The sequence below is a fragment of the Enterobacter cloacae complex sp. 277I4 genome (assembly GCF_050031465.1).
In the GTDB taxonomy this organism is placed as follows: Bacteria; Pseudomonadota; Gammaproteobacteria; order Enterobacterales; family Enterobacteriaceae; genus Enterobacter; species Enterobacter cloacae.
Map to the genome: position 1 here is coordinate 1171039 of NZ_JBLGWC010000001.1, position 25430 is coordinate 1196468.

General features: G+C 55.0%; 23 protein-coding genes and 1 other RNA gene. 13 read left to right on the top strand and 11 right to left on the bottom strand.

All coding sequences use genetic code 11. The annotated features are described in order from the left end of the window. The first annotated feature begins 158 nt into the window (after positions 1–158). Positions 159–686 carry a YbaY family lipoprotein gene (locus tag ACQG19_RS05465; protein WP_013095874.1) on the top strand — a complete coding sequence of 176 codons (528 nt, stop codon included), beginning with the start codon at positions 159–161 and terminating at the stop codon, positions 684–686. 29 nt (positions 687–715) lie between these two features. Here the strand turns inward: ACQG19_RS05465 and ACQG19_RS05470 are convergent, their stop codons facing one another. Then, complete coding sequence (locus ACQG19_RS05470) at positions 716–1027, bottom strand: MGMT family protein (RefSeq protein WP_023620099.1); 312 nt, start codon at positions 1025–1027, stop codon at positions 716–718. A gap of 169 nt (positions 1028–1196) precedes the next feature. On the opposite strand from ACQG19_RS05470, the gene ffs reads away from it, so the two are divergent. From ffs to ACQG19_RS05485, 3 genes are all read left to right on the top strand, one after another. Further along, positions 1197–1293: signal recognition particle sRNA small type (ffs, locus tag ACQG19_RS05475), an RNA gene on the top strand. A gap of 265 nt (positions 1294–1558) precedes the next feature. Beyond that, the gene (locus tag ACQG19_RS05480) at positions 1559–1810 is read left to right on the top strand and encodes a hypothetical protein (RefSeq protein ID WP_020686138.1); all 252 of its coding nucleotides are present in this window, start codon (positions 1559–1561) and stop codon (positions 1808–1810) included. Then, a complete protein-coding gene (locus tag ACQG19_RS05485; protein WP_013095877.1) occupies positions 1807–2022 on the top strand; it encodes a hypothetical protein in 216 nt (71 codons plus the stop codon). Before ACQG19_RS05480 ends, ACQG19_RS05485 begins: the two co-directional genes overlap by 4 nt. A gap of 78 nt (positions 2023–2100) precedes the next feature. Here ACQG19_RS05485 and ACQG19_RS05490 read toward each other — a convergent pair whose 3' ends face one another. After that, positions 2101–3522, bottom strand: a complete 1422-nt coding sequence (locus tag ACQG19_RS05490; RefSeq protein ID WP_058684050.1) for a PLP-dependent aminotransferase family protein — start codon at positions 3520–3522, stop codon at positions 2101–2103. An 85-nt stretch (positions 3523–3607) separates the two neighbouring features. Here ACQG19_RS05490 and ACQG19_RS05495 point away from each other — a divergent pair, with 85 nt between their 5' ends. The 3 genes from ACQG19_RS05495 to ACQG19_RS05505 all read left to right on the top strand — a co-directional run bounded on the left by ACQG19_RS05495 (position 3608) and on the right by ACQG19_RS05505 (position 8563). After that, positions 3608–4219, top strand: coding sequence for a YczE/YyaS/YitT family protein (locus ACQG19_RS05495; RefSeq protein ID WP_013095879.1), 612 nt, complete (start codon positions 3608–3610; stop codon positions 4217–4219). A gap of 77 nt (positions 4220–4296) precedes the next feature. Further along, on the top strand, positions 4297–5367 hold the full coding sequence (locus ACQG19_RS05500; RefSeq protein WP_222169020.1) for a LacI family DNA-binding transcriptional regulator: 1071 nt from the start codon (positions 4297–4299) through the stop codon (positions 5365–5367). A gap of 103 nt (positions 5368–5470) precedes the next feature. Continuing rightward, positions 5471–8563 carry a beta-galactosidase gene (locus ACQG19_RS05505; RefSeq protein WP_246931621.1) on the top strand — a complete coding sequence of 1031 codons (3093 nt, stop codon included), beginning with the start codon at positions 5471–5473 and terminating at the stop codon, positions 8561–8563. Positions 8564–8596: 33 nt separating this feature from the next. On the opposite strand, the gene ACQG19_RS05510 is transcribed toward ACQG19_RS05505, so the two are convergent. Next, on the bottom strand, positions 8597–9490 hold the full coding sequence (locus tag ACQG19_RS05510) for a nickel/cobalt efflux protein RcnA (protein WP_246931619.1): 894 nt from the start codon (positions 9488–9490) through the stop codon (positions 8597–8599). 134 nt (positions 9491–9624) lie between these two features. Here ACQG19_RS05510 and ACQG19_RS05515 point away from each other — a divergent pair, with 134 nt between their 5' ends. Continuing rightward, the gene (locus ACQG19_RS05515) at positions 9625–9900 is read left to right on the top strand and encodes a metal/formaldehyde-sensitive transcriptional repressor (RefSeq protein WP_014830896.1); all 276 of its coding nucleotides are present in this window, start codon (positions 9625–9627) and stop codon (positions 9898–9900) included. Here ACQG19_RS05515 and ACQG19_RS05520 read toward each other — a convergent pair. Then, positions 9881–11458: an EAL domain-containing protein gene (locus tag ACQG19_RS05520; RefSeq protein WP_023620097.1), complete on the bottom strand. Its 1578-nt coding sequence runs from the start codon at positions 11456–11458 to the stop codon at positions 9881–9883. The two genes, ACQG19_RS05515 and ACQG19_RS05520, sit on opposite strands and share 20 nt — an antisense overlap. 231 nt (positions 11459–11689) lie before the next feature. Between ACQG19_RS05520 and ACQG19_RS05525 the strand changes: the two genes are divergently transcribed. Together ACQG19_RS05525 and ykgO are read left to right on the top strand one after the other, a co-directional pair. Beyond that, complete coding sequence (locus ACQG19_RS05525) at positions 11690–11950, top strand: type B 50S ribosomal protein L31 (protein WP_006176933.1); 261 nt, start codon at positions 11690–11692, stop codon at positions 11948–11950. A gap of 2 nt (positions 11951–11952) precedes the next feature. Beyond that, positions 11953–12093 carry a type B 50S ribosomal protein L36 gene (ykgO, locus tag ACQG19_RS05530; RefSeq protein WP_003859006.1) on the top strand — a complete coding sequence of 47 codons (141 nt, stop codon included), beginning with the start codon at positions 11953–11955 and terminating at the stop codon, positions 12091–12093. On the opposite strand, the gene ACQG19_RS05535 is transcribed toward ykgO, so the two are convergent. Further along, positions 12090–12800 carry a GNAT family N-acetyltransferase gene (locus tag ACQG19_RS05535; protein WP_045292921.1) on the bottom strand — a complete coding sequence of 237 codons (711 nt, stop codon included), beginning with the start codon at positions 12798–12800 and terminating at the stop codon, positions 12090–12092. The genes ykgO and ACQG19_RS05535 overlap by 4 nt on opposite strands. Positions 12801–12901: 101 nt before the next feature. Here ACQG19_RS05535 and ACQG19_RS05540 point away from each other — a divergent pair, with 101 nt between their 5' ends. Beyond that, the gene (locus ACQG19_RS05540; protein ID WP_246931617.1) at positions 12902–14362 is read left to right on the top strand and encodes a PLP-dependent aminotransferase family protein; all 1461 of its coding nucleotides are present in this window, start codon (positions 12902–12904) and stop codon (positions 14360–14362) included. Here the strand turns inward: ACQG19_RS05540 and ACQG19_RS05545 are convergent. The 6 genes from ACQG19_RS05545 to acrA form a co-directional block, all read right to left on the bottom strand. Beyond that, a complete protein-coding gene (locus tag ACQG19_RS05545; RefSeq protein WP_013095887.1) occupies positions 14334–14801 on the bottom strand; it encodes a YlaC family protein in 468 nt (155 codons plus the stop codon). The two genes, ACQG19_RS05540 and ACQG19_RS05545, sit on opposite strands and share 29 nt — an antisense overlap. Before the next feature lie 115 nt (positions 14802–14916). Continuing rightward, positions 14917–15468 (bottom strand): maltose O-acetyltransferase, encoded by a 552-nt coding sequence (gene maa, locus ACQG19_RS05550; RefSeq protein WP_013095888.1) that lies wholly within the window; start codon positions 15466–15468, stop codon positions 14917–14919. A gap of 209 nt (positions 15469–15677) precedes the next feature. Next, positions 15678–15896 carry an HHA domain-containing protein gene (locus ACQG19_RS05555; RefSeq protein ID WP_013095889.1) on the bottom strand — a complete coding sequence of 73 codons (219 nt, stop codon included), beginning with the start codon at positions 15894–15896 and terminating at the stop codon, positions 15678–15680. A 27-nt stretch (positions 15897–15923) separates the two neighbouring features. Continuing rightward, complete coding sequence (gene tomB, locus ACQG19_RS05560; protein WP_008499288.1) at positions 15924–16298, bottom strand: Hha toxicity modulator TomB; 375 nt, start codon at positions 16296–16298, stop codon at positions 15924–15926. Positions 16299–16810: 512 nt separating this feature from the next. Further along, complete coding sequence (acrB, locus tag ACQG19_RS05565) at positions 16811–19957, bottom strand: multidrug efflux RND transporter permease subunit AcrB (RefSeq protein WP_013095890.1); 3147 nt, start codon at positions 19955–19957, stop codon at positions 16811–16813. A gap of 22 nt (positions 19958–19979) precedes the next feature. Next, on the bottom strand, positions 19980–21173 hold the full coding sequence (gene acrA / locus ACQG19_RS05570) for a multidrug efflux RND transporter periplasmic adaptor subunit AcrA (RefSeq protein ID WP_023620093.1): 1194 nt from the start codon (positions 21171–21173) through the stop codon (positions 19980–19982). 141 nt (positions 21174–21314) lie between these two features. On the opposite strand from acrA, the gene acrR reads away from it, so the two are divergent. Both acrR and mscK read left to right on the top strand, forming a co-directional pair. Then, positions 21315–21968, top strand: coding sequence for a multidrug efflux transporter transcriptional repressor AcrR (gene acrR, locus ACQG19_RS05575; protein ID WP_013095892.1), 654 nt, complete (start codon positions 21315–21317; stop codon positions 21966–21968). A 113-nt stretch (positions 21969–22081) separates the two neighbouring features. Further along, entirely contained in the window at positions 22082–25429 is a 3348-nt protein-coding gene (gene mscK / locus ACQG19_RS05580; protein ID WP_426725827.1) for a mechanosensitive channel MscK, read from the top strand. Position 25430: the final 1 nt, after the last annotated feature.

Consider the following 25430-nt stretch of genomic DNA (forward strand, 5'->3'; position numbering starts at 1 on the left):
CGCAGAAATGAAAGTGGTCCGACGGGTAGAATTATCTGAATATCAGGGAGAATTTAGGCATTAATCAGTGATCTGTGCCACACTTGAATACGATATGTGTTTGAAACGACATCGGATGGGATCGATCCCGCTGGTGCATTGATGATAAGGAGACTTCAATGAAACTCGTGCCCATGCTAAGTGGTGTAGCTATTGCGGTGGCGTTGTCCGCCTGTGCAGGTAAGAGCGCCCAGGTGCCGGTGCCAGCAGCAGATCCAAATGGGATTAATACACTCTCACAGCAATCCATTCAGCAACCTAATGTTTCCGGTACTATCTGGATCAAACAGCGAGTCGCTTTACCACCGGATGCGGTATTAACGGTCACGCTGTCTGATGCTTCTCTGGCCGACGCGCCGTCGAAAGTAGTGGCCCAGCGTGCTGTACGTACCGAAGGTAAGCAGGCACCGTTTAGCTTCGTGCTGCCGTATAACCCGGCAGACGTACAGCCGAACGCCCGTATCCTTCTGAGCGCTGCGGTAACCATCAACGGTAAGCTGGTGTTTATTACCGATACGGTTCAGGAAGCCATTAACAACGGTGGGACTAAAATCGACCTGAACCTGGTGCCGGTGCAGCAAACCGAAGTGCCGATTGCACCACAGACGAACCAACCGTCTGTACCTACCCCACCGACTCAGCTGTAATGTGTTCCCCTCTCCTTCGGGGGAGGGGGTCAATACACCCAGCGATACTTCTGCAAATCAATCTGCCCTGACCCGGACACCTGTATCCCTTCTGAAAGTAATGCCTGCCTCTGGCGCTGCAAATCCGGCCCGGTGAGCGAGATGGCACCATGACGATTCACAACCCGATGCCAGGGCAATGTACTGCCTTCAGGAAGCCGTTTTAGCACGCCACCCACCTGACGCGCCGCGCGGGGGGAGCCAGCAAGACGTGCGACGTCACCATAGGTTGTCACGTAGCCCTCCGGAATGGAGGCCACAATTTGCCACACTCGCTGTGGAAAGGAGTCGTGTTCGTCCATCAGTACACCTGTGGGGATGAGTGAAGTGCCATGTTAAACGAAGATTGCGCCGATTGCTGTGCCTGTTTGCGCAAGAAACCACCATCCGGTTGCTGGCAGCTTGCAATTGACCGTTAGCACAGGGATAATGCGCCAGCGCGTTGGGTAACAACGCTCACAATGGGGGCTCTGTTGGTTCTCCCGCAACGCTACTCTGTTCACCAGGTCAGGTCCGGAAGGAAGCAGCCAGGGCAGACGACGTGTGTGCCGGGATGTAGCTGGCAGGGCCCCCACCCATTTGTGCTTCTGGCAACATCTCCCCGTTTTTTACTTCCTTCCGGCATGGCTATTCCACAGAATTAACAGGGTTTAATTCGTGGTGTAATATATATTTCATCGCGCTGAAATATTACTGTCATAAACCTGTAATAATAGACTGTCATTTTATTTCTGGGCGTCTTTTTTCTGTCATAAGTTAAAAATATATATCTGGATTACATTGTTAACATCGTGTATTAAATAAAGCACTTATTCCGAAGGGAAGTGACAATCATGGCTACTGCGGTATTAAACGTTAAGATTGACGAAGCGCTAAAAGAAAGACTTCGCCACTATGCGGAAGTGAATAACGAGAACTTAAGCGTGACCACAGAGAAGTTGCTGCTGCTGGCATTTGAAGCCGCAGACGAGGTGGGAGTATCGGAAGAGGATATTGATAATCAGCATACGGAAGAAGAGAGTGTAACGCCTTTTACTCCTAAAGAAATCAAAGCCCTACGTAAACTTCTGAAGAAGAGAAAATGAAACAACAACTATCGACCGCCAGTGACTACAAAGAAGCCTGCGATCTGTTGCGTTCAGGCTACGTGAAGCATGTCCGTCTTGGCTGGAATGTAGGAAGTGATGAGTTCTTTCGTATTGCGTCTGACTGGTGTGATACCGGCGCAAAAATAAAGAAAGACGGTGAAAGTTTTGTTATTTCACTGAAGGGTTTTCCTATTCCTCCTCAGCACTGATTCCTGACTGGTGAAAACTGCTGACTGCCGTATGACAGTCAGCAGTTTTTATTTTATGATCCACTTCAAACTTTTATATTAAACAAGACTGCGTTTTACCGACGGCGCGGTTTTATTTAATGCGAGCCAAACCGGTTTGATTCGTAGCAACGCCTGCTCAAGCTCTGCCGACTCGAGCGAGAAGGGCACGCGTAAGTAGCGGTCAAACGCACCCGATAAACCAAAGCGTGTGCCGGTTCCCAGATTAATCCCCAGCATTTCTGCACGTGCGGCGAGCTGTGTCGCCAGCATGCCCGGTAACTCGATCCAGTAGGATAGCCCGCCTTCCGCCTCCTGAAACCGCCACTGGGGAAAATGTTCGCGCAGCAGTTCACCGCAGCGGTCGCGTCGCTCCTTCAGTATTTTCCGGCGCGCAGGCAGAAATGTCTCGCTATTGTTGATAAGCCACAGCGTGGCCAGCTGTTCCAGCAGCGGCGAGCCTAAATCCAGCGTATCCCGCGTCTGGGCAAGTGTGGCAATGGTGCGTGACGAGGCGCGGATCCAGCCGAGGCGCAGCCCACCCCAGAAACTTTTTCCCGCCGAACCCAGGGTGATCACCGTAGCCTGCGAATTAAACGACGCCAGCGGCGGCGGGGGCGGTGCTTCAAACCAGAGATCGACCATCGTTTCATCGACCACCAGCGTGGTACGGGTGCGAGCGGCAATGTCGGTTATTTCCTGACGGGTGGCGATATCCATGCATCGCCCTGTTGGATTGTGAAAATCCGGCATCAGGTACGCCAGGCGCGGTGCTGTCTGCGCCAGCGTGGCGGCAAAGCCATCCGTATCCCAGCCGCTTTCCGGCAGCGACACGCCCACCGGCCGACACGATGCCCCCTGGATGGCTGCAATCGCCAGCGGATAGGTGGGATGATCGACCACGACGCGATCGCCCGGGCCGGCCATCATCCGCAGTACCAGCGCAAAACCGCTGACGGCACCATTGACCACCATCACTTCGTCTGCGCGGGTCGGCAGCCCGCGTGCGGTATAGCGAGCGGCAATGGCGTCGCGCAGAGCCGCCAGGCCGAGCTGATCGTAACCGGTCAGCGTAAGATGCTGGGTGATCGCGGTGAGCGCCCAGGTGTAAGCCTGGTGGATCTCTGGCCCGGCATTCAGGGCGGCAGTGGAGAGATCCAGCGCTGCGCTTGCCGCTGAAAGCGTCGGTACGGCACGGGTATCGGGCAGGATCACGCGTGAACCGCTGCCGTGGCGGCTCTCCAGATACCCTTCTTCTCGCAGATGGGCCAGCGCGCTGCTGATGGTCGTCCGGCTTACATCTAACGCCGTGGCCAGTTCACGTTCACCGGGCAGGCGCGTGCTCAACGCCAGCCTGCCGTCGAGGATCAGCAGGCGCAACGCGTCGGCCAGCTGTCGCCAGAGTGGGGTTCGGGACGGGGTTTGTTGCCAGTGGCCCAAAAGGCGAACCAGCGACTGACTTCCGAAACGGCGTGATGACATATGCAGTCCACTATTTGAAAACTGGACATTAATCATAGTGCCATTTTCGAACAAGATGAAAGCCTGGTTCACTGGAGAAGCTAAAATGGTACGTCGTCTGCTGCAACTGTACGTTGGTTTAGGCCTGTACGGGCTTTCAACCGCGATGTTTATTCGTTCGGATCTGGGGGTTGACCCGTGGGATGTGTTTCACCTTGGGGTGGGATTACAGCTGGGGATGACCATCGGTACGGTGATTATTTTGACCGGTGCCGCGGTGCTGCTGCTGTGGATCCCGCTGCGTCAGATGCCTGGGCTGGGAACGCTCAGTAACGTTGTCTGTATTGGCCTGGCGGCGGATGCCTCGATGGCCCTTATCCCCGAGCTGGATCTTCTCCCCATTCGGATTGCTCTGCTGGTTGGGGGCATTGTGCTGAACGCAATAGCAACCGGTATGTATATCGGTGCCGGGTTCGGGGCGGGCCCACGCGATGGACTGATGACCGGCATTCACGCCCGGCTGGGGTGGTCAATCCGCAGCGTTCGGACCTCAATTGAAGTGAGTGTTCTGCTGATTGGCTGCGTCCTTGGCGGAACGTTTGGCGTCGGGACGGTACTGTATGCCCTGACCATCGGCCCGCTTATCCAGCTCTGTTTGCCGTGGTTCCGTCAGAAGCCGCGTACGGATAACGTTCCTCAGCCAGAGCGGGTTGTTTAATTTTGCGAAGCGCTCACAGGTATTAATGGCCGCGCTGTGCCACAATAGACGGCTCTGTTAACACCAAGCCGGAACGCATGAAAGCCATTACCCTCTATGATGTTGCCCTCCTTGCGGGGGTGTCTTATCAAACCGTTTCCCGTGTGATTAACGACGCGGAGCATGTTTCTGCCCGGACACGGGAAAAGGTGCAGCAGGCCATGGCGGAGCTGCACTATGTTCCTAACCGTGGCGCGCAGCAGCTGGCGGGCAAGCGCACCCGTACGCTGGGACTGATCACTACCGATCTGGCGCTGCACGCGCCTTCGCAAATTGTCTCTGCGGTCAAATCCCGGGCGGTAGAAAAGGGGGCGAGCGTACTGATCTCAATGGTGGAACATCCGCAACAGTGCCAGGCCGCGCTTCAGGAGCTGCTGGCGCAGCGCGTGGAAGCCCTGCTGGTGAACGTGCCGCTTGACGATCCCCATGCCGAACAACTCAAGGCACTGGCGTCGCCCGTGCCGGTGCTGTTTCTGGATGTCTCTCCGTCGGCAGCGGTCAACAGTCTGGTTTTTAATGCGGAACAGGGCGCTCGTCTGGGCGTTGAACTTTTGCTGTCGCTCGGGCATCAGCGTATTGCATTGCTGAGCGGGCCGGAAAGCTCTGTTTCCGCTCGTGCCCGTCTGGCGGCATGGAAAGCCGCGCTGGAGGAAGCCGGCCTTGAGGCGGCGGCGGTGGCCTACGGCGACTGGAGCGCAGCCTGCGGTTATGAGAAGGGGCATGCGCTGTTGTCTGCTGCAACGTTACCGGATGCCATTCTGGTGGCTAACGATCAAATGGCGCTGGGGGTGATGCGGGCCTGCGCGGAAAAAGGGGTGACGATCCCGGGCCAGATATCGATAGTGGGGTTTGACGATACCGCCGACAGCGCCTGGTTTTCACCTCCGCTTACCACCATCCGTCAGGCATTTCGCGAGGCAGGTGAACAAAGTGTGGAGTGGCTGCTGGCTCCCGCCCGCCATGAAGCCTGCTGGCAGGTTCAGTTGCCCGTCACGTTGATTAGCCGACAATCCAGTGCCCGTCGCACCCCGCAGCAGGCCGATCGTGAGGATCTTGCGCAGCAGCTGAGAAGCCTGGCCCTGCTGGCAGAGCAACTTGCTCGCCAGTAACACTTTTGTGATCTGACTCGCTACACGGCGATCCCACGCTTTACCGCGGCAGTTTGCCAGGGCATGTTGAGTAAAATTGTGAGCGCTTCGCAAAGAGGAAAACATGTCCAATACTGTCTCGCTGACTCTCAGCGCACTTCTGGCCCGTCGGGACTGGGAAAATCCCGGCGTCACCCAGTGGAACCGGCTGGCGGCGCATGCGCCATTTCATAGCTGGCGTAATGAACACGCCGCCAGAGAGGACGGGGCATCCATCAGCCGACGTTCCCTGAATGGGGAGTGGCGATTTAGCTTCTTTTCTGCACCTGAGCAGGTTCCGCAGGCATGGACAGGCGAAGATTGCCCGGATGCCGTTGCGATGCCGGTGCCGTCAAACTGGCAGATGCAGGGGTTTGATACACCTGTTTACACCAACGTCACCTATCCCATTCCCGTCAATCCGCCCTTTGTTCCGACAGAGAATCCGGTCGGTTGTTACTCGCTCACATTTGAAGTGGAGGACGCGTGGCTCGAGGGCGGGCAAACCCGCATTATCTTTGATGGCGTGAACTCGGCATTTCATCTCTGGTGCAACGGTCAGTGGGTGGGGTATTCCCAGGACAGCCGTCTGCCGGCCGAATTCGATCTCTCGGGCGTATTGCGTGCTGGCCAGAACCGCCTGGCCGTGATGGTTTTGCGCTGGTGCGACGGAAGCTATCTGGAAGATCAGGACATGTGGCGCATGAGCGGGATTTTCCGCGATGTGTCGCTGCTGCATAAGCCGGAGACGTACATCGCGGATTATCAGGTGGTCACCGACCTCAATGCGGAGCTGGATCGCGCCGTGCTGAAGGTGGATGTCGCCCTGGCGGGCGCTCACTTTACGGAGTGCGAGGTGGCAATAACGCTCTGGCGCAACGGTGAACGCTGTGCCAGCGCCACCCGGCAGCCAGGCTCGGCCATTGTGGATGAACGCGGCAACTGGGCCGAGCGGTTGACGGTGGCGATCCCGGTTGCGTCACCCGCCTTATGGAGTGCTGAGACCCCAGCGCTTTATCGGCTGACGATCGCGCTGCTGGACCCGCAGGGTGAGGTGCTGGAGATTGAAGCCTGTGATGTGGGTTTCCGCCGCGTTGAAGTCAGCAATGGCCTGCTGAAGCTCAACGGCAAGCCACTGCTGATCCGCGGGGTCAACCGGCATGAACATCACCCGGAAAACGGCCAGGTGATGGACGAAGCGACGATGCGTCGCGATATCGAAATCATGAAGCAGCACAACTTCAACGCCGTGCGCTGCTCGCACTACCCAAACCATCCTCTGTGGTACCGGCTTTGCGATCGCTATGGCCTGTATGTGGTTGACGAGGCCAATATCGAAACCCACGGCATGGTGCCGATGAGCCGTCTCGCTGACGATCCCCGCTGGCTGCCCGCCATGAGCGAGCGCGTGACCCGCATGGTGCAACGCGATCGTAATCATCCGTCCATTATCATCTGGTCGCTGGGCAATGAGTCTGGCCACGGTGCAAATCACGACGCGCTGTATCGCTGGCTAAAAACCGCCGATCCGACGCGCCCGGTTCAATATGAAGGCGGTGGGGCGAACACGGCGGCGACCGATATCATTTGTCCGATGTATGCCCGTGTTGATCAGGATCAGCCGTTCCCGGCGGTGCCGAAATGGTCCATTAAAAAATGGATCGGGTTGCCGGATGAAACCCGACCGCTGATCCTCTGCGAATACGCCCACGCAATGGGCAACAGCTTTGGCGGCTTCGCCAGATACTGGCAGGCGTTTCGTAGCCATCCACGTCTGCAGGGAGGATTTGTCTGGGACTGGGTCGACCAGGCGCTGACGAAGAAAGATGAAAATGGCACCCCGTTCTGGGCCTACGGCGGCGATTTTGGTGATACACCCAATGATCGACAGTTCTGCCTTAACGGGCTGGTGTTCCCCGATCGCACGCCGCACCCGGCACTGTATGAGGCTCAGCGCGCGCAGCAGTTCTTCACCTTTACGCGAGTAAGCACTTCTCCGCTGGTGGTGGACGTGCAAAGCGATTACCTGTTCCGTCATACGGATAACGAGCTGCTCAGATGGTCGGTGATCCGTGACGGAACGGTGCTGGCTAAGGGGGAGGTTACGCTCTCCATCGCGCCTCAGGAGACTCAGCGTCTGGATATCTCGCTGCCCGCGCTGACGGCAGAGCCGGGCGAGGTCTGGCTGAATGTCGAGGTGTACCAGCTGAAGGCAACGCCGTGGTCACCGGAAAACCATCGCTGCGCGTGGGATCAATGGCCACTCCCGGCACCGTTGTTTATCGCCCCGCCCGCACCGGTGGGTGTGCCGCCGGTACTGACGCAAACCGATGAGATGCTGACCCTGACGCACCAGCAGCAGCGATGGATAGTTGACCGTACCTCAGGACACCTGACGCAGTGGCTGAACAATGGCGTTGAAACGCTGCTCTCGCCGCTGACGGATAACTTTACCCGCGCGCCGCTGGACAATGATATCGGGGTCAGCGAGGCCACGCGTATCGATCCAAATGCATGGGTGGAGCGCTGGAAGGCGGCGGGGATGTACGACATCACCCCGCGGTTGCTGCGTTGTGAAGGAGAGCAGCATGCCCGCGAGGCGGTAGTCACGACGCTGCATGCCTGGGAACATCTCGGCAAAGCGCTGTTCCTGAGCCGTAAAGTCTGGCGAGTGGACGATCAGGGAGTGCTGCACGGTGAGGTTGAGGTAGAGGTTGCGTCTGATATTCCGGAGCCTGCGCGTATTGGCCTGAGCATGCATCTTGCCCGGCCGCCGGAAGTCGTTCACTGGCTGGGGCTGGGGCCGCATGAAAACTACCCGGACAGAAAGCTGGCAGCACAGCAGGGGCGCTGGACGTTGCCGCTGCAGGCAATGCATACGCCGTACATCTTCCCGACGGAAAACGGCTTGCGGTGCGATACCCGTGAACTGGTGCTGGGGACGCATCAGTTGAACGGGCAGTTCCATTTCTCTGTGAGCCGCTACAGCCAGCAACAGCTGCGTGAGACAACCCATCACCATCTGCTGCGTGACGAGCCGGGGTATTGGCTCAATCTTGATGCGTTCCATATGGGCGTGGGTGGAGATGACTCCTGGAGCCCCAGCGTCTCGCCGGAATTCATCCTGCAAAATCGTCAGCTTCGCTATCGCTTTAGCTGGCGTCAGAACCTCAACTGACCTTAGGTGGCGGCCACGCGTTGGCCGCCTGGTTCAGGCCAGGATACCGCCTAACCCGTGCAGGATCATGTAACCCCCCACCAGGATAATCAGTGCCGCAGAGAACCACGGTGCTTTGCGTGAAAACTCGCTGAACCCCGGCCAGCGTTTTGTGGCATGTTTAAGGCTTAATGCGGCAATCGCACCCGATGCCACCAGCGTTAACGCCAGACCAATACTGAAGCTAAATACCAGCGTGGCGCCCAGGGCAAAGTGCTTGAGCTGCAGGCAGATCAGCAGGACGGTGATTGACGCCGGGCAGGGGATCAACCCGCCGGTCAGCCCAAACATCGCAATTTGCCCGGTGGTGACGTTTTGTCCGTTAAAACGACGATTGATATCCTGCGCATGGGCGCGCTGGTGGGCGTCTTGCCACTCCTCTGCAACCAGTTGATGTTCATGGTGGTGATGATCATGATGGTGGTCATGGTCATGGTCATGGTCATGGTCATGGTCATGGTCATGGTCATGGTCATGGTCATGGTCATGGTCATGGTCATGGTCATGGTCATGGTCATGGTCATGGTGGTGATGATGATCGTGCGGCTGATTCTCCTTCCAGGTACGCCACGCCATCCACAGCGCGATCAAAACGATCAATACCCCAGAGATAAGCTGGAACCAGGGTTCAGAGGTTTGCGCATCCCAGCCGCGACCAAACCATAATCCCGCCATGGCAATGATCCAGACCACCGCGGTATGGGAAAGCGTAGCCGCCAGCCCCAATAATACCGCCTGTTTCAGCGTGCCGCGGATCGCCACAATAAAGGCCGCCATCATTGTTTTAGAGTGGCCCGGCTCAAGACCATGCAGGGCACCGAGCAGGATCGCGCTGGGAATGAATAGCCATGCGTTGCCCTGTTGCAGAAGAGAAGCAAAATCGTTCATTACAAAATCCGCACTGGAAAAGGTGCGCAGATAGTACTCCCCCCCAGTAGTTCAATACTACCCCCCAGTAGAAAAATACTCAGGGGGAGTAGGGCGTGTTATGCTTTACCCGCCAGAAGAAGAAGGATGCAGAGATGTCACATACGGTTCGTCACAAGAAGATGTTATTGACTCGCCTTAAGAAAATTCAGGGGCAGAGCACCGCGCTGGAAAAAATGCTCAGTAACGACGAGCATGAGTGTGCTGAGGTATTACAGCAGCTGGCCGCGATCCGCGGTGCGGTGAATGGCATGATGCTGCAGGTGATCGAAGGCCATTTAACCGATCACGTCGTCAAAGAGCCTGAGGAAGATCAGCGTGAGGCCGATCTTGGCGTGGTTTTACAGGTGATCAAATCTTATCTGAAGTAGAAGGGGCGTTAAGGTTATTTTCTGCCCATGCCATAAATTCCGCTTTTGGCAGCGCCTTACTGTAGTACCAGCCTTGCCCGTATTGCACGCCGTGACGGTGCAGCCAGGCGAGCTGCCCTGCGGTTTCCACGCCCTCAGCAACCATCGCCAGCTTCAGTGATTTCGCCATTTCTATAATGTGTGGCGTTACGTTTTTGTACTCCAGCGCATCCACGAACGACTTATCAATTTTCAGCGTGTCGACGTCCAGATCCTGCAGATAGCTCAGGCTGGAATATCCCGTGCCAAAATCATCGATGTAAATGGCGTGGCCCGAACGGCGAAAAGCGGCGATGGCCGGTGCGCTGATTTTGGGATCGGCAAAGCCGCGTTCGGTTAATTCAAGCGCTATCTGTTCCGGGCGGACTTGCCATTTATTGAGTAGCTGGCTCAGGAGCGGCGGCAGCTTGCCGGAGGTTAAATCTGCAGGCGCGAGGTTGACGGAGATATGCTGATCGGCATGGAGATGCAGCCAGTTGCCCATATCCTCGAACACTTTTTCGATCACCAGATGCGTGAGGCGCGAGATAAGTCCCGTTTGTTCCGCCAGCGGGACGAAACTGTCAGGCGACAGGCTACTCCCGTCAGGCTGAGGCCAGCGCGTTAGCGCCTCTGCGCCCACTATTTTCCCGCTACAGAGCGCCACAATAGGCTGGTAGTAAACCTCGAATTCACGGTTATTGATGGCATCAAGCAGGCGGTTACGCGGCGACTGGATGCGACGCAATATCCGCAGAACAAACAGGGCGGCAAGCAGGCTTATCAGCATGCCAAACGGCAGCCAGAAAAGGAGTTGCCGGTGCCAGGTTTCCGCCAGCGGTTTCAGCGCAGCCCATGCAACAACGTTTATTCCCAGCTCCGGTACGGGCTTCATGACGTACATTGCACCGTTGTACTCAACACTGACCATCTCCTGATCTTTAATCATGTCGCGGATGTGCGGATCCAGTTTGCTGCTGCTGGAGAACACGAGATGCGTTGCGTTCGCTACCAGGGCGGCATCGATAGAAATATCGGCGAAGGGGATCACATCCACCAGCGAGGCGGGATCGACCAGTACCAGATAATGTCCTTGCCCCAGCACGGCCATGTTGCGGTTGAAACCGAGTTCATTTGGCCTCGTAAGCCACGCGCTATAGCCATCTTCCGTAATGCGCATGGGCGGCGGGAACGCGGTCGCTTTGCTGACCTGTTCCAGCGACGAGCACAGTGGTTTAAGGTTATCGGTGTAGATCACTTCCTGAACATAGAGCCACGAGAAGGCGATCCGGCGCATTTCCCGTAAATGCAAATGGCTACACGGAGGGCCTTTAAAGGTCTGCAGCTGCGTGAGTGCTTCCTTGGCCTGCCCAACAACCCTGTCCGTACGCAACAGCACGCGTGAGGCATAGCTGTCCAGCGCATCGACAAATTTTTCTTCCGCCTGGCGATGCGCCAGCCAGATACTGAGGCAAATCGGTATCAGCACAGAAAAGATCAGTATGCCAGTCACCAGGCTGACCAGATGTCGGGTTTTCATGCTGCCGTGTCCTTCCTCATATGCCCACTCCAGGGCACTGAGACGCTTGCCAGAGGAGAAAGTTTTTACCGCGAAATGATATAGTTATAGCACGTGAGCGTCATGGTTTTCGTTCCGCAGCAGCGAAATCAAAAAATATCGTCGGAAATGTGATGCACTCTCGGGGGTTGTTTTTACCGCAGAGCCTGGATATTATTTTGTTATGTTATAACAAAACATGAGTGATTCACGATGAAACCCAATATCCATCCAGCCTATCGCACCGTGGTGTTTCACGACACCAGCGCCAATGAATACTTTAAAGTTGGTTCAACCATCAAGACTGACCGCGAAATTGAACTCGACGGTGAAACCTATCCTTACATCACCATCGAGGTCTCTTCAAAATCGCATCCGTTTTATACCGGCAAACAGAAAACCTTCTCGACGGATGGCAGCGCGGCGCGCTTCCGTAAACGTTTTGGCGGCTTTCTTAATGCGAAGCGGGGGTGATCATGCAAGTACTTAACTCGTTGCGGAGTGCGAAACAGCGTCACCCGGATTGCCAGATAGTCAAACGTAAGGGACGCCTGTATGTGATTTGCAAATCAAACCCGCGCTTTAAAGCGGTGCAGGGACGTAAAAAAAGACGCTAGACGCCCGTTTCACGCCAGCTTTCCAGGGATCTTTTCTGTTTGCCATCGGCAGTAAAATTGTCGGTGGCAAGCCAGCTTTCAAAGGCGCTCGCCAGCGCTGGCCACTCTTTGTCGATAATCGAAAACCAGTCCGTATCCCGGTTATGGCCTTTGGTGACCAGCGCCTGGCGAAAACGCCCCTCAAACAAAAAGCCCAGACGCAGCGCAGCCTTGCGGGAAGGCTCGTTCAGGCTGTTGCACTTCCACTCATAACGCCGGTAGCCCAGAGTATCGAACACGTATTGCATCAGCAGAAACTGCGCTTCGGTAGACATTGGCGTGCGGCTCAACAGCGGGGAGAAATGAACGTGTCCCACCTCCACAACGCCATTTTTGGGGTCGATACGCATCAAGGCCAGGGTTCCCACCGGGGAGCGGGTCTGATTATCGAAGACGGTAAAGTGTATCGGGTCTGATAATTCACTCACGCTTGCCACCCATGCGGCAAATTCTCCTGCCGTGGCATCGGGTTCACGCAGAAGCCATGTCCAGCTTCGGGTATCCCCGGCGAGCGAATAAGCGGCAAACAGCGCACCGGCATGCTCCACCTGCAGCGGCTCAAGCCAGCAGTAGCGGCCCTGAAGGACCACCCGGGAAGGGTGCTGACGGGGCTGCCAGTCGATTAGCGGTTCGCCCACCGGCTGCCCAAACTGATTGAAAGTATTCATCTTCATCTCCGTGACGTTGTAAAGAGTTCCAGACTAGTGAAGTAGTGGTTCCTTAAAAAGTACCAACAGGCTATGTTTTGGTGGTACCACGAGGAGGGGCGATGAATATTCCAGGCGATGAACTGTATACCTTGCTGAATACGGCGCTGAAAAACCGCGGACAAGAGACGCTGCAGCGCACGCTTTATCTTTCATTGCGGGAGTACATATTGTCCGGCAGGTTACAGTCCGGTAGTCGCCTGTCTGGTTCCAGAACGCTGGCCGGGCATCTCTCCCTTTCCCGAAACACCGTTAATGGGGCACTGGAACAGCTCACCCTCGAAGGGTATCTGTTGCGTAGCCGCCAGGGAACGCGGGTGGCACCGCTGGCGGCCCGTCAGCTCGCGCAGGATTTACCGGCACCTGCGGTTGCGCTTGCCGGGCGGGTTAGCGCACTGCCTGCCCCTGTACCGCGTAGCACGCCGGTTCTGGCCTTTACGCCGGGGACACCGGCCATCAACTATTTTCCCTTGCCGCTCTGGCGGCGCCTGTACGATCGCGTGTTGCGGGAGGAGGGAAGTGCCCTGTTGGGCTACGGCGATCCCGCCGGGGAACCTGCTTTGCGGGCGGCCATTGCCCGCCACCTTGCGCTTTCCCGCGGGATTGACTGCGACGCCAGCCAGATTGTGATCACCGAAGGCGCACTGGAAGGTGTGAACCTCTGCACCCTGCTATTGAGTGAGCCGGGCGATGTTGCCTGGGTGGAAGATCCCGGCTATGCCGGCGCAAAAAGCGCCTTTGTGAAAGCGGGTTTAGCCATAACGGGAATACCGGTTGATGGAGAGGGCATGTGCTGGGAAGGAACAGAGGCGCCGTCCCCTTCGCTTATTTTTACTTCACCTTCACATCAGTTTCCCTACGGAAGTGTCCTCAGCGCGCGGCGGCGTCTGGCGTTACTGGATGTGGCGCGACAACATAACGCCTGGATTATCGAGGATGATTACGACAGTGAGTTTCGTTATAGCGGTGAGCCGGTACCGGCGATGCTGGGAATGATTAACCATGCGCCCGTTGTTTATCTGGGAACATTCAGCAAAACGTTATTCCCGTCGCTCAGAATGGGGTTTATGGTTTTCCCCCCGGCGCTGGCGAAAGCGGCACGCCCGGCCATCGGTTCGTTATTGCGCGGCGGGCATCGCGCCGAGCAGCGTACCCTGGCGCTGTTCATTGAAGAGGGTCACTATGCCCGCCATTTGGCAGCCATGCGTCGTCTCTATCGTAAACGCTACCGGCAGCTGCGTGAGGCTCTGAATGCGGAGCTTCATGTACCACACCGGATTCTGGCGGGGGAAGGGGGCATGCATCTGACGGTGGCGATTGACGGAATCGACGACAGGCAACTGGTGGAACAGGCCAGGACGTATCAGCTGGCTCCAGCGGCATTGAGCGGGTATTACCTTGATACAAAACAGGGGCAGAGCGGTCTGGTATTAGGCTACGGGAACACATCCGCTTCACTGTATGCGTCGGCTATCCGACGCATACAGATACTCATCACGCAACAGCAGGGCGGGAAAGGGTAAAGACATCATAGAAAGAGAGCTGGCCTTTGGTTGAGACCATTTTTTGCAGTTTCTCTTTTTGTTCGGTTTCTACCGCAGGGGAGTGCAGAATGCTGTCGATCAGTTCCGGCGGGACAAAACGGGTGTTGTACCACTCGCCGTTATAGCAGACCCGGAAATCGAGCACGTCGATATCTTCATAACGATAGCGCGGATGCACATCAAAAAAGAAAAACGCGTTAAATACCACAAACAGCACCACAAGCAGCCAGACGGAGTCCACCAGCGTTTCGGATTTCAGCATGACAATCAGCGTTGCCAGCCAGGCGGCATACATTGCGACAAACAGGCCTGGATGTTTGCGAATAAAGCTAATGCTAAAGCGCGGGCGATTATCGCGCTTTTCGCGGATGTTGAGATCGTCGATGGTGGCGGTAAGCAGGCGCTGTATTTCGGTCATTTTTTGCCTTCATGATTGTTGAATACAGGGGATCTGCCTATTTTAGGGGAGCCATTTGACTGAAAAAAGTAACAGTTATGTGCTGAAAGACCATAACAGTTGACTCCCCACACCTTCACAGCATTTTGATAATTTTCGCCGGATTACCCCCGACGACGGCATTGGCCGGGACATCTTTTGTCACCACAGCGCCGGAGGCGATCACCACATTATCCCCCACCGTGACGCCCGGGTTAATCACTGCCCGTCCGCCGATCCAGACATTATTGCCAATGCGCACGGGTTTACCGTATTCCACTCCGCTGTTGCGTTCTTCGGCATCCAGCGGGTGGGTGGCCGTATAAATATGCACGCCTGGCGCGAGCATACAGTTATCACCAATATGAATAGGGCAGACATCGAGCATCACGCAGTCGAAGTTAGCGTAAAATTCTTTGCCCAGGAAAATGTTATAGCCATAGTCACAACGGAAAGCTGGCTCAATATAAGCCCCTTCACTTTGCCCCAGCAGTTCCGCCAGAATCTTCTGGCGTTCTGTTTTCTCATCGGGGGCGGAGTGGTTATAGCGGTGAACCAGATGGCGGGCGCGCAGTCGGTCGGCCCGTAATGTTTCATCACCAGGACGGTAATGTTCACCCGCAATCATTTTCTGTTTTTCTACGCTCATAGGATGCCTCTCTGGGTTCGATTACCGCAGGGTAATCGGGATAAGCCAGGAAGGGAACGTTCCCGAAAAGCGCGTGTGACTAAAGTCACAACATTGTTGCTAATGATCACGTTTTACACGGAGACCTGGCTTTAACACCGGGATCGTAATTCGAAAGGTATAAACAACTAAGAGAGTGGCGTAGAACCTCTACAGACACACTGCAACAACTAACGGACAAATTTCCACACGGAAGGCGGGATTTTGTCATACAGTTTATTCATGGTCAGCTCGGCAAGACGATGGTCAGCGGCTGAATAAAATACGGTCAGTTCATTATCAGAAAGCTCGTATTTATTTTTTTCAATCACGCGTTCGAGTGTGTCAATTGACTGACAACGTCGTAAGCGCATCAAATAATCGGTTTTTGTGAGTGGTTTATCAGACATAAATTCACCTTAGTCATTGTAATAATTTTAACAGGAAAGGCTAACCGGGTTAGCTCTGCTCACGTTGACGAAACAGCGGAATAGCCGGTTTCCAGATTTACGCCATTTCTGCAAATCCTGCGCGTTAATGCCGTAGCTGCTGAACAACATAAAGGTGTCATCCAGGTATTCGTCAATTTGCTCAATCAGTTTATTATCTTCATTGTACTTAATTTTATAATTAAGTGCGAAGGTCGCGATATGCTCTATCAACTCATTCAATTGCAAATTGATGGCCGATGTTGGATCGTTCACCCAGCCATGATTACTTTCATCAAGATTGGCAAGGCAGTCATGGTACAAGGATTCGCAGAGAAATTTCAACTGCGCGATATCATGCCTTTTTGGCGAGTACTCGTCCATAGCGCATCCCCTTCTGAGTGATTTCTTACTCACCGAACATCATTGTCGGGATGGATACAACCTACTTAGCTCTACGGGTGCTGTGCTCCTGTTCACTCTAACTATAAGCCACTCTGATCAGGATTTCACCGCGCTATTACGAAAAATTACAATTAAAATCAGAGTCTGCGAGCGTTTACGCAATAGTACATCCTAAGATGAACACTTTTATCCAAATTAACGCTGGTTTTTTTTCGCTTCCTTACGTTTCATTGATTTAGCGTAAACACGCGGAAAAAGTCCGGATTCAGAATTTTCTTTGTATGGACTTGTTATTAGGAATATTCCTAATAAGTTAAGCGGCGAAATGGAATTAAAACAATCCTGAGTTCGCCCATTAAGTTTTCTGCTAATTATGATATGCCTTTTAAACATGGCATAAAATAAATAAAACGACAATAAGCGTATTTTATGATTTTTTTCAGAAATGAAAAAGGCCGCTAATGCGGCCTTTTTATCATGTGAAACCGGTATCAGTGAGGTTCTACCGAATGACTGTGTTCAATATCTTCATTCTTCCGGCTGAAGCGGCGGCGAACCACCACGAAGAACACCGGTACGAAGAAGATAGCCAGTACGGTCGCGGTGATCATACCGCCCATTACCCCGGTACCTACCGCGTTCTGTGCGCCGGAACCCGCACCAGAACTGATAACCAGCGGCAGTACCCCGAGGATAAATGCCAGTGAGGTCATCAGAATAGGACGCAGACGCATACGAACAGCTTCAAGCGTGGCTTCGATCAGGCCTTTACCTTCTTTCTCCATCAGATCTTTGGCGAATTCGACGATAAGTATCGCGTTCTTCGCCGACAAGCCAATGGTTGTCAGCAGGCCTACCTGGAAGTACACGTCGTTGGTCAGCCCACGGAACGTTGCAGCCAGCAGCGCACCGATAACCCCCAATGGCACCACCAGCATAACGGAGAACGGAATTGACCAGCTCTCATACAGTGCCGCCAGACACAGGAACACCACAATCAGTGAAATGGCGTACAGGGCAGGGGCCTGGTTACCGGACAGACGTTCCTGATAGGACATACCGGTCCAGTCATAGCCAATACCCGCAGGCAGCTTGCTGGCCAACTCTTCCATCAGGTTCATGGCTTCACCAGTGCTTCGACCCGGCGCGGCCTGACCCAGAATTTCCATAGATGGCAGCCCGTTATAACGTTCCAGACGCGGTGAACCGTATTCCCAGCGCGACGTCGAGAAGGCTGAGAACGGCACCATCTGGCCATCGCTGCCGCGAACGTACCAGTTGTTGATATCGTTCGGCAACATACGGTATTGCGCTTCAGACATCACGTACACTTTCTTCACACGACCGCGGTCGATGAAGTCGTTAACGTAGCTACCGCCCCAGGCTGCGCCCAGTGTGGTATTGATGTCGCTGATGGATACACCCAGCGCCTGCGCTTTCTCCTGGTCGATGTCGATCTTGTACTGCGGCGTATCTTCCAGGCCGTTAGGACGCACGCCGACCAGCAGATCAGGGTGTTTAGCCACTTCGCCAAACAGCTGGTTACGCGCCTGAGTCAGTTTCTCGTGGCCCAGACCGCCCTGGTCAATCAGCTGGAAGTCGAAACCGGTCGCCGTACCCAGTTCAACGATCGCTGGCAGGTTAAAGGCGAAGACCATCGCATCTTTAATCTGCGAGAAGGTGCCCATTGCACGGCCGGTGATCGCCTCAACCTTGTTCTCTTCGCCCGGACGTTCAGACCAGTCTTTCAGTGAAACGAAGGCGATACCGGTGTTCTGGCCACGACCCGCAAAGCCAAAGCCGTTAACCGCAAACACGGATTCAACGTTCGCTTTTTCTTTGGTGAGGTAGTAATCCGTCACTTCATCCAGCACTTTCTGGGTACGTTCTTGCGATGCACCCGCCGGAAGCTGCGCCATCGTCAGGAATACGCCCTGGTCTTCATCTGGCAGGAACGAGCTTGGCAGACGAACGAACAGATAGGCCATGCCCACCACGATGATGATATAGAGCAGCAGATAACGACCGGTGCTGCGCAGAATGTTCCCCACGCTGTCGGTATAGTGGTGCGTGCTCTTATCAAACATGCGGTTAAACCAGCCGAAGAACCCTTTGTGCTCGCCGTGACCGCCTTTCTGAATCGGTTTCAGCATGGTTGCACACAGCGCAGGCGTCAGGATCAACGCCACCAGCACCGACAGCGCCATCGCAGAAACGATGGTGATGGAGAACTGACGGTAAATCGCACCGGTAGAGCCCCCGAAGAAGGCCATCGGAATAAATACGGCGGACAGCACCATCGCGATACCGACCAGCGCGCCCTGGATCTGGCCCATGGATTTACGGGTTGCTTCCTTCGGCGGCAGACCTTCTTCCGCCATGACGCGCTCGACGTTTTCTACCACCACGATGGCGTCATCCACCAGCAAGCCGATGGCGAGCACCATCCCGAACATCGTCAGGGTGTTTATCGAGTAGCCAAATATTGCCAGTATGGCGAAGGTTCCGAGCAAGACGACCGGTACGGCGATGGTTGGAATCAGCGTCGCGCGGAAGTTCTGCAGGAACAGATACATCACCAGGAAGACCAGGATGATCGCTTCTACCAGGGTTTTAACCACTTCGTGAATCGAAATTTTAACGAACGGCGTGGTGTCATACGGATAAACGATCTTCAGACCTGACGGGAAGAACGGTTCCATCTTCTTCAGTTCTGCACGGATAGCCGTTGCGGTGTCCAGGGCGTTAGCACCGGTCGCCAGTTTGATACCCAGACCAGAAGCTGGTTTGCCGTTAAACTTCGCAATGATGTCGTAGTTTTCGCCACCCAGCTCCACTTTTGCCACGTCACGCAGGCGAACCTGCGAACCGTCCTGATTCACTTTCAGCAGAATTTTGCTGAATTCATCGGCGGAGGTCAGACGGGTTTGCGCGATGATGGACGCGTTAAGCTGCTGGCCTTTCACCGGCGGCGTACCGCCTAACTGACCGGCTGCAACCTGGGCGTTCTGTGCTTTAATGGCGTTGATGACGTCAACCGGCGTCAGCTGGAAGTTGTTCAGTTTGTTCGGGTCCATCCAGATACGCATCGCGTACTGGGAGCCAAACAGCTGAACGTCACCCACACCTGAAGTACGGCTGATGGCGTCCTTCATGTTGGCGCCCACGTAGTCGGAAATATCCTCCTGCGTCATGGTGCCGTTGGTGTTGATAACGCCAACAACCATCAGGAAGCTACTGGACGATTTCTCGACGCTCACACCCTGCTGTTGTACTTCCTGCGGCAGCAGCGGCATCGCCAGCTGCAGTTTGTTCTGTACCTGAACCTGCGCGATGTCAGCATCAGTACCAGACTCGAAGGTCAGGGTGATCTGAACCGTACCGGTGGAGTCACTGTTTGAGGACATGTACATCAGGTTATCGATACCGTTCATGTTCTGTTCGATAACCTGCGTAACGGTATCCTGCACCGTTTTCGCATCCGCCCCCGGGTAGGTTGCGGAGATCGTCACCGCCGGTGGCGCAATGGTCGGATATTGCGCAACAGGCAGCTTCAGGATCGCAAGTCCCCCGGCCAGCATGATAATAATGGCGATCACCCAAGCGAATATGGGGCGATCGATAAAGAAATTAGGCATGTCTTAACGGCTCCTGTTTAAGTTAAGACTTGGTTTGTTCTGACTGGCCAGCGGCCGAAGCTTGTTGTTTATCGTCAGACTTCACTTCCTGTGCTTTAACCTGCGCGCCAGGACGAACTTTTTGCAAACCAGTAACAATCACGCGATCGCCATCTTTCAGACCGTCCGTCACCAGCCATTTATCGCCAATCGCCTGCGTAGCAGTGATATTGCGCATTTCGACTTTGTCACCAGCGCCAACAACCAGTGCGCTCGCATCGCCGCGTGGCGTACGGGTCACACCCTGCTGTGGAACCAGAAGTGCGGTTGGGTTAGTGCCTTCTTCCAGACGTGCGCGAACGAACATACCTGGCAACAGGGTGTGGTCAGGGTTCGGGAAGATCGCACGTAAGGTGATGGAACCGGTGGTCTGGTCGACCGTCACATCAGAGAATTCCAGCGTACCCGCCTGTGGATATTTGATGCCGTCGTTAGTGACCAGCTCCACTTTGGCTTTACCGTTCTCCTGCTTCAGGGTGCCGTTTGCCAGCTCTTGTTTCAGTCGCAGGAAATCGTTGCTGGACTGCGTCACGTCAACGTAGATCGGATCAAGCTGCTGCACGGTTGCCATCGCTGTGGCCTGACCGTTTTGCACCAGTGCCCCTTCCGTCACGGAGGATTTACCAATACGACCGCTGATAGGGGAGGTCACTTTGGTATAGGCCAGGTTGATGCGCGCGGTTTCGACAGCTGCTTTTGCTGCCACAACGGCCGCGTTAGCCTGCTGTGCATCCGCCAGGGCTGTGTCGTAGTCCTGTTGGCTGATGTACTGCGTACCGAGCAGTTTTTTGTAACGATTCAACGTCAGCTGAGAGATTTTGGCCGCCGCTTCCGCTTTCGCCAGGTCGCCTTTCGCGCTTTCATACGACGCCTGATACGTTGCGGGATCAATCTGATACAGAGACTCACCGGCTTGCACATCGCCGCCTTCGGTAAAGTTACGTTTCAGGATAATGCCGCTCACCTGAGGACGAACTTCTGCAATGCGATAAGCACTTGTGCGGCCAGGCAATTCGGTGGTGATCTGAAGAGGTTCGGATTTGAGCGTCACAACGCCAACTTCTGGCATCTGCTGCGCTCCTTGTTGAGCCTGTTTGTCGTCACATCCTGTAAGCGCTAAGCTGCCTGAGAGCATCAGAACGACCGCCAGAGGCGTTAACCCTCTGTTTTTGTTCATATGTAAACCTCGAGTGTCCGATTTCAAATTGATCAATGGTCCTGAGTCCAAAAACCCATTGCTGCGTTTATATTATCGTCATGCTATGGTACATACATTCACAAATGTATGTAAATCTGACGCCTGTAAATTCACCCACTTATGGCACGAAAAACCAAACAACAAGCGCTTGAAACCCGACAACACATTCTGGATGTGGCAATCCGCTTATTTTCTCAACAAGGTGTTTCGTCAACCTCGCTGGCACAGATTGCTCAGGCCGCTGGCGTTACGCGGGGAGCGATTTACTGGCATTTTAAAGACAAGTCAGATCTGTTCAGTGAAATCTGGGAGCTTTCAGAGTCCAGCATTAGCGATCTCGAGAGTGAGTATCGGGCAAAATTCCCTGACGATCCACTCTCAGTATTAAGAGAAATATTAGTATATATCCTTGAAGCGACGGTAGTTGAAGAGCGCCGTCGGTTAATGATGGAAATTATTTTCCATAAATGTGAGTTTGTGGGAGAGATGGCTGTCGTGCAGCAGGCGCAACGCAGCCTTAGCCTGGAAAGCTATGACCGCATTGAACAGAACCTGAACCAGTGCATGCAGGCTAAACTGCTACCGGCCAATCTCCTGACCCGCCGGGCGGCTATTCTGATGCGCAGCTACATTTCGGGCCTGATGGAAAACTGGCTTTTCGCCCCGCAATCCTTTGACTTAAAAGCGGAAGCCCGCAGCTACGTGGCGATTTTACTGGAAATGCTACAACTCTGCCCGACGCTGCGCAGCGACGCGCCTTCGCTCACTGCCTGAGCCATTTCCAGGATTTATCTCAGAGGCTCACGTTCGCGCTATTCTGCTTCAGGCGAGCGTGATATTCTGCACGCCGGACTATTTTCGGTCATCTTCTGACATCACTCACGACTATGCTGCACACCAATCGCTCGCAACATCCTGTTCTTGCACTACTCTTCGCGACGCTGTTTTTCTTCGCAACGGCACCGCTTTCCTGGGCCCGCGCCGATAACGGCAATGACATTCCATCACGTGCTGATGTTCAGTCGCAGCTCGACGCCCTGAATAAACAAAAAGATCTCACGCCTCAGGACAAACTCGTTCAGCAGGATCTGACGGAAACGCTGGAATCACTGGATAAAATCGATCGCGTTAAAGCGGAAACCACCCAGCTTCGTCAGAAGGTGGCGCAGGCGCCTGAAAACATGCGTAAAGCAACGGATTCGCTAAATGCCCTGAGCGACGTAGATAACGACGACGAAACGCGCAAAACGCTGGCAACGCTGTCGCTGCGTCAGCTGGAGTCGCGCGTCGCGCAACTGCTCGACGACCTGCAAACCGCACAGTCGGATCTCGCCACCTACAACAGTCAGCTTGTCTCTTTGCAGACTCAGCCCGAGCGCGTACAAAACGCAATGTACGCCGCGTCTCAGCAGCTGCAGCAAATCCGCAACCGCCTGAACGGTACCACGGTGGGTGAAGGCACGCTGCGCCCGACGCAGCAAACGCTGCTGCTGGTTCAGCAGTCGTTACTGAATGCGCAAATTGAACAGCAGCGTAAAAGCCTGGAAGGGAATACGGTGCTGCAGGACACGCTACAAAAACAGCGTGATTACGTGACCGCCAACATTAACCGTCTGGAACACCAGCTTCAGCTGTTGCAGGAGGCGGTGAACAGCAAGCGCCTGACGCTGACGGAAAAAACCGCCCAGGAGGCGGTATCGCCGGACGAAACCGCCCGCATCCAGGCCAATCCGCTGGTGAAGCAGGAGCTCGATGCGAACCATCAGCTGAGCGAGCGCCTGATTCAGGCGACCGAAAACGGTAACTCGCTGGTTCAACAGAACATTAAAGTTAAAAACTGGCTGGACCGCGCGCTCCAGGCGGAACGTAACATCAAAGAGCAAATTGCGGTGCTGAAAGGCAGCCTTCTGCTGTCACGCATTCTTTATCAGCAACAACAGACGCTGCCCTCTGCCGACGAGCTGGAGGACATGACCAACCGCATTGCGGATTTACGTCTGGAACAGTTTGACGTCAACCAGCAGCGCGATGCCCTTTTCCAGAGCGATACCTTTGTCGCCAAAATAGAAGAGGGTCACTCCAGTGAAGTGAACCCGGAAGTGCACGACGCGCTGTTGCAGGTGGTGGATATGCGCCGCGAGCTGCTTGACCAGCTCAATAAACAGCTTGGTAACCAGCTGATGATGGCGATTAACCTGCAGATCAACCAGCAGCAGCTGGTGAGCGTTTCTAAAAGTCTGCAGGAGATTTTAACCCAGCAGATTTTCTGGGTTAACAGCAACAAACCGATGGACTGGGACTGGGTTAAATCCTTCCCCGAAACGCTGAAAACGCAGATTAAAAGCATGAAAATCACCGGGAACTGGGAGAAAGCCTGGCCCGCGGTGATGATTGCCTTCCTGGCGGGATTACCGCTGTTGCTGATTGCGGGCGTGATCCGCTGGCGTCTGGGATGGCTGAAGAACTATCAGGCGAAGCTGGCCTCAGAAGTGGGGCAACTGCGAAATGACAGCCAGCTGCATACGCCAAAAGCGATTCTGATCGATCTCATTCGCGCGCTGCCGGTGTGCCTGATCATCCTTGCTGTTGGCCTGATCCTGCTCACCATGCAGCTCAACGTCAGCGATTTGCTGTGGGCTTTCAGTAAAAAGCTGGCCCTGTTCTGGCTGGTGTTTGGTCTGTGCTGGAAGGTGCTGGAAAAAGACGGCGTGGCGGTGCGTCACTTCAATATGCCACAGCAACTGACCAGCCACTGGCGTCGTCAGATTGTCCGCATCAGCCTGGCGCTCCTGCCGCTGCACTTCTGGTCGGTGGTTTCCGAGCTTTCTCCGCTGCATCTGATGGATGACGTTCTGGGTCAGCTGGTCATTCTGCTGAACCTGCTGTTGATTGCCATCCTGATGTGGCCGATGTGCCGCGATAGCTGGCGTGATAAAGAGTCCCACAACCTGCGCCTCGCCACCGTCACGGTGCTGGCAATCATTCCGCTGGCGCTGATGGTGCTCACGGCGACGGGCTACTTCTACACCACGCTGCGCCTGTCCGGCCGCTGGATAGAAACCGTCTATCTGGTGATTGTCTGGAACCTGCTCTACCAGACCGTGCTGCGCGGCCTGAGCGTGGCGGCTCGCCGTATCGCTTATCGCCGCGCCATTGCGCGTCGTCAGCATCAGGTGAAAGAGGGCGCCGAAGGCGCGGAGCCGCAGGAAGAGCCGACCATCGCGCTGGAGCAGATTAACCAGCAGACGCTGCGTATCACCATGCTGGTGATGATCGCCCTGTTCGCGGTGATGTTCTGGGCCATCTGGTCTGATTTGATTACCGTCTTTGCCTATCTCGACAGTATCACTCTCTGGCAGTACAGCGGGACCGAAGCAGGCGCTGCGGTGATGAAAAGCGTCACCATGGGCAGCCTGCTGTTTGCGGTGGTGTCGTCGATGGTGGCCTGGGCGCTGATTCGAAACCTGCCGGGTCTGCTGGAGGTGCTGGTGCTGTCGCGCCTGAACCTGCGTCAGGGGGCGTCCTATGCCATTACCACCATCCTCAACTACGTCATTATTATTGTCGGGGCGATGACGGTCTTCGGCTCGCTGGGCGTGTCTTGGGACAAACTGCAGTGGCTGGCGGCAGCGCTCTCTGTGGGTCTCGGTTTTGGCCTGCAGGAGATTTTCGGTAACTTCGTTTCCGGCCTGATCATCCTGTTCGAACGTCCGGTGCGAATTGGCGATACGGTGACCATCGGGACCTTCTCCGGTACCGTCAGCAAGATCCGCATTCGTGCGACCACTATTACCGACTTCGATCGCAAAGAGGTGATCATCCCGAACAAAGCGTTCGTGACCGAGCGTTTGATCAACTGGTCGCTCTCTGATACGACGACGCGTGTGGTGATCCGCCTCGGCGTAGCCTACGGTTCGGATCTGGATAAGGTGAAAGAGGTATTGCTGAAGGCCGCAAAAGAGCATCCAAAGGTTATGCACGAGCCGGCGCCAGACGTCTTTTTCACCACCTTCGGGGCGAGCACGCTGGATCACGAGCTGCGTTTATACGTGCGTGAGCTTCGCGATCGCAGCTACACCGTGGATGAACTGAACCGCTCCATCGACCGTCTGTGCCGTGAAAACAATATCAATATTGCTTTCAACCAGCTTGAGGTTCACCTGCATAACGAGAAAGGTGACGAGCATACGGAAGTGAAGCGTGAGATTAAGGGTGACGATCCGACTCCCGCCTGAA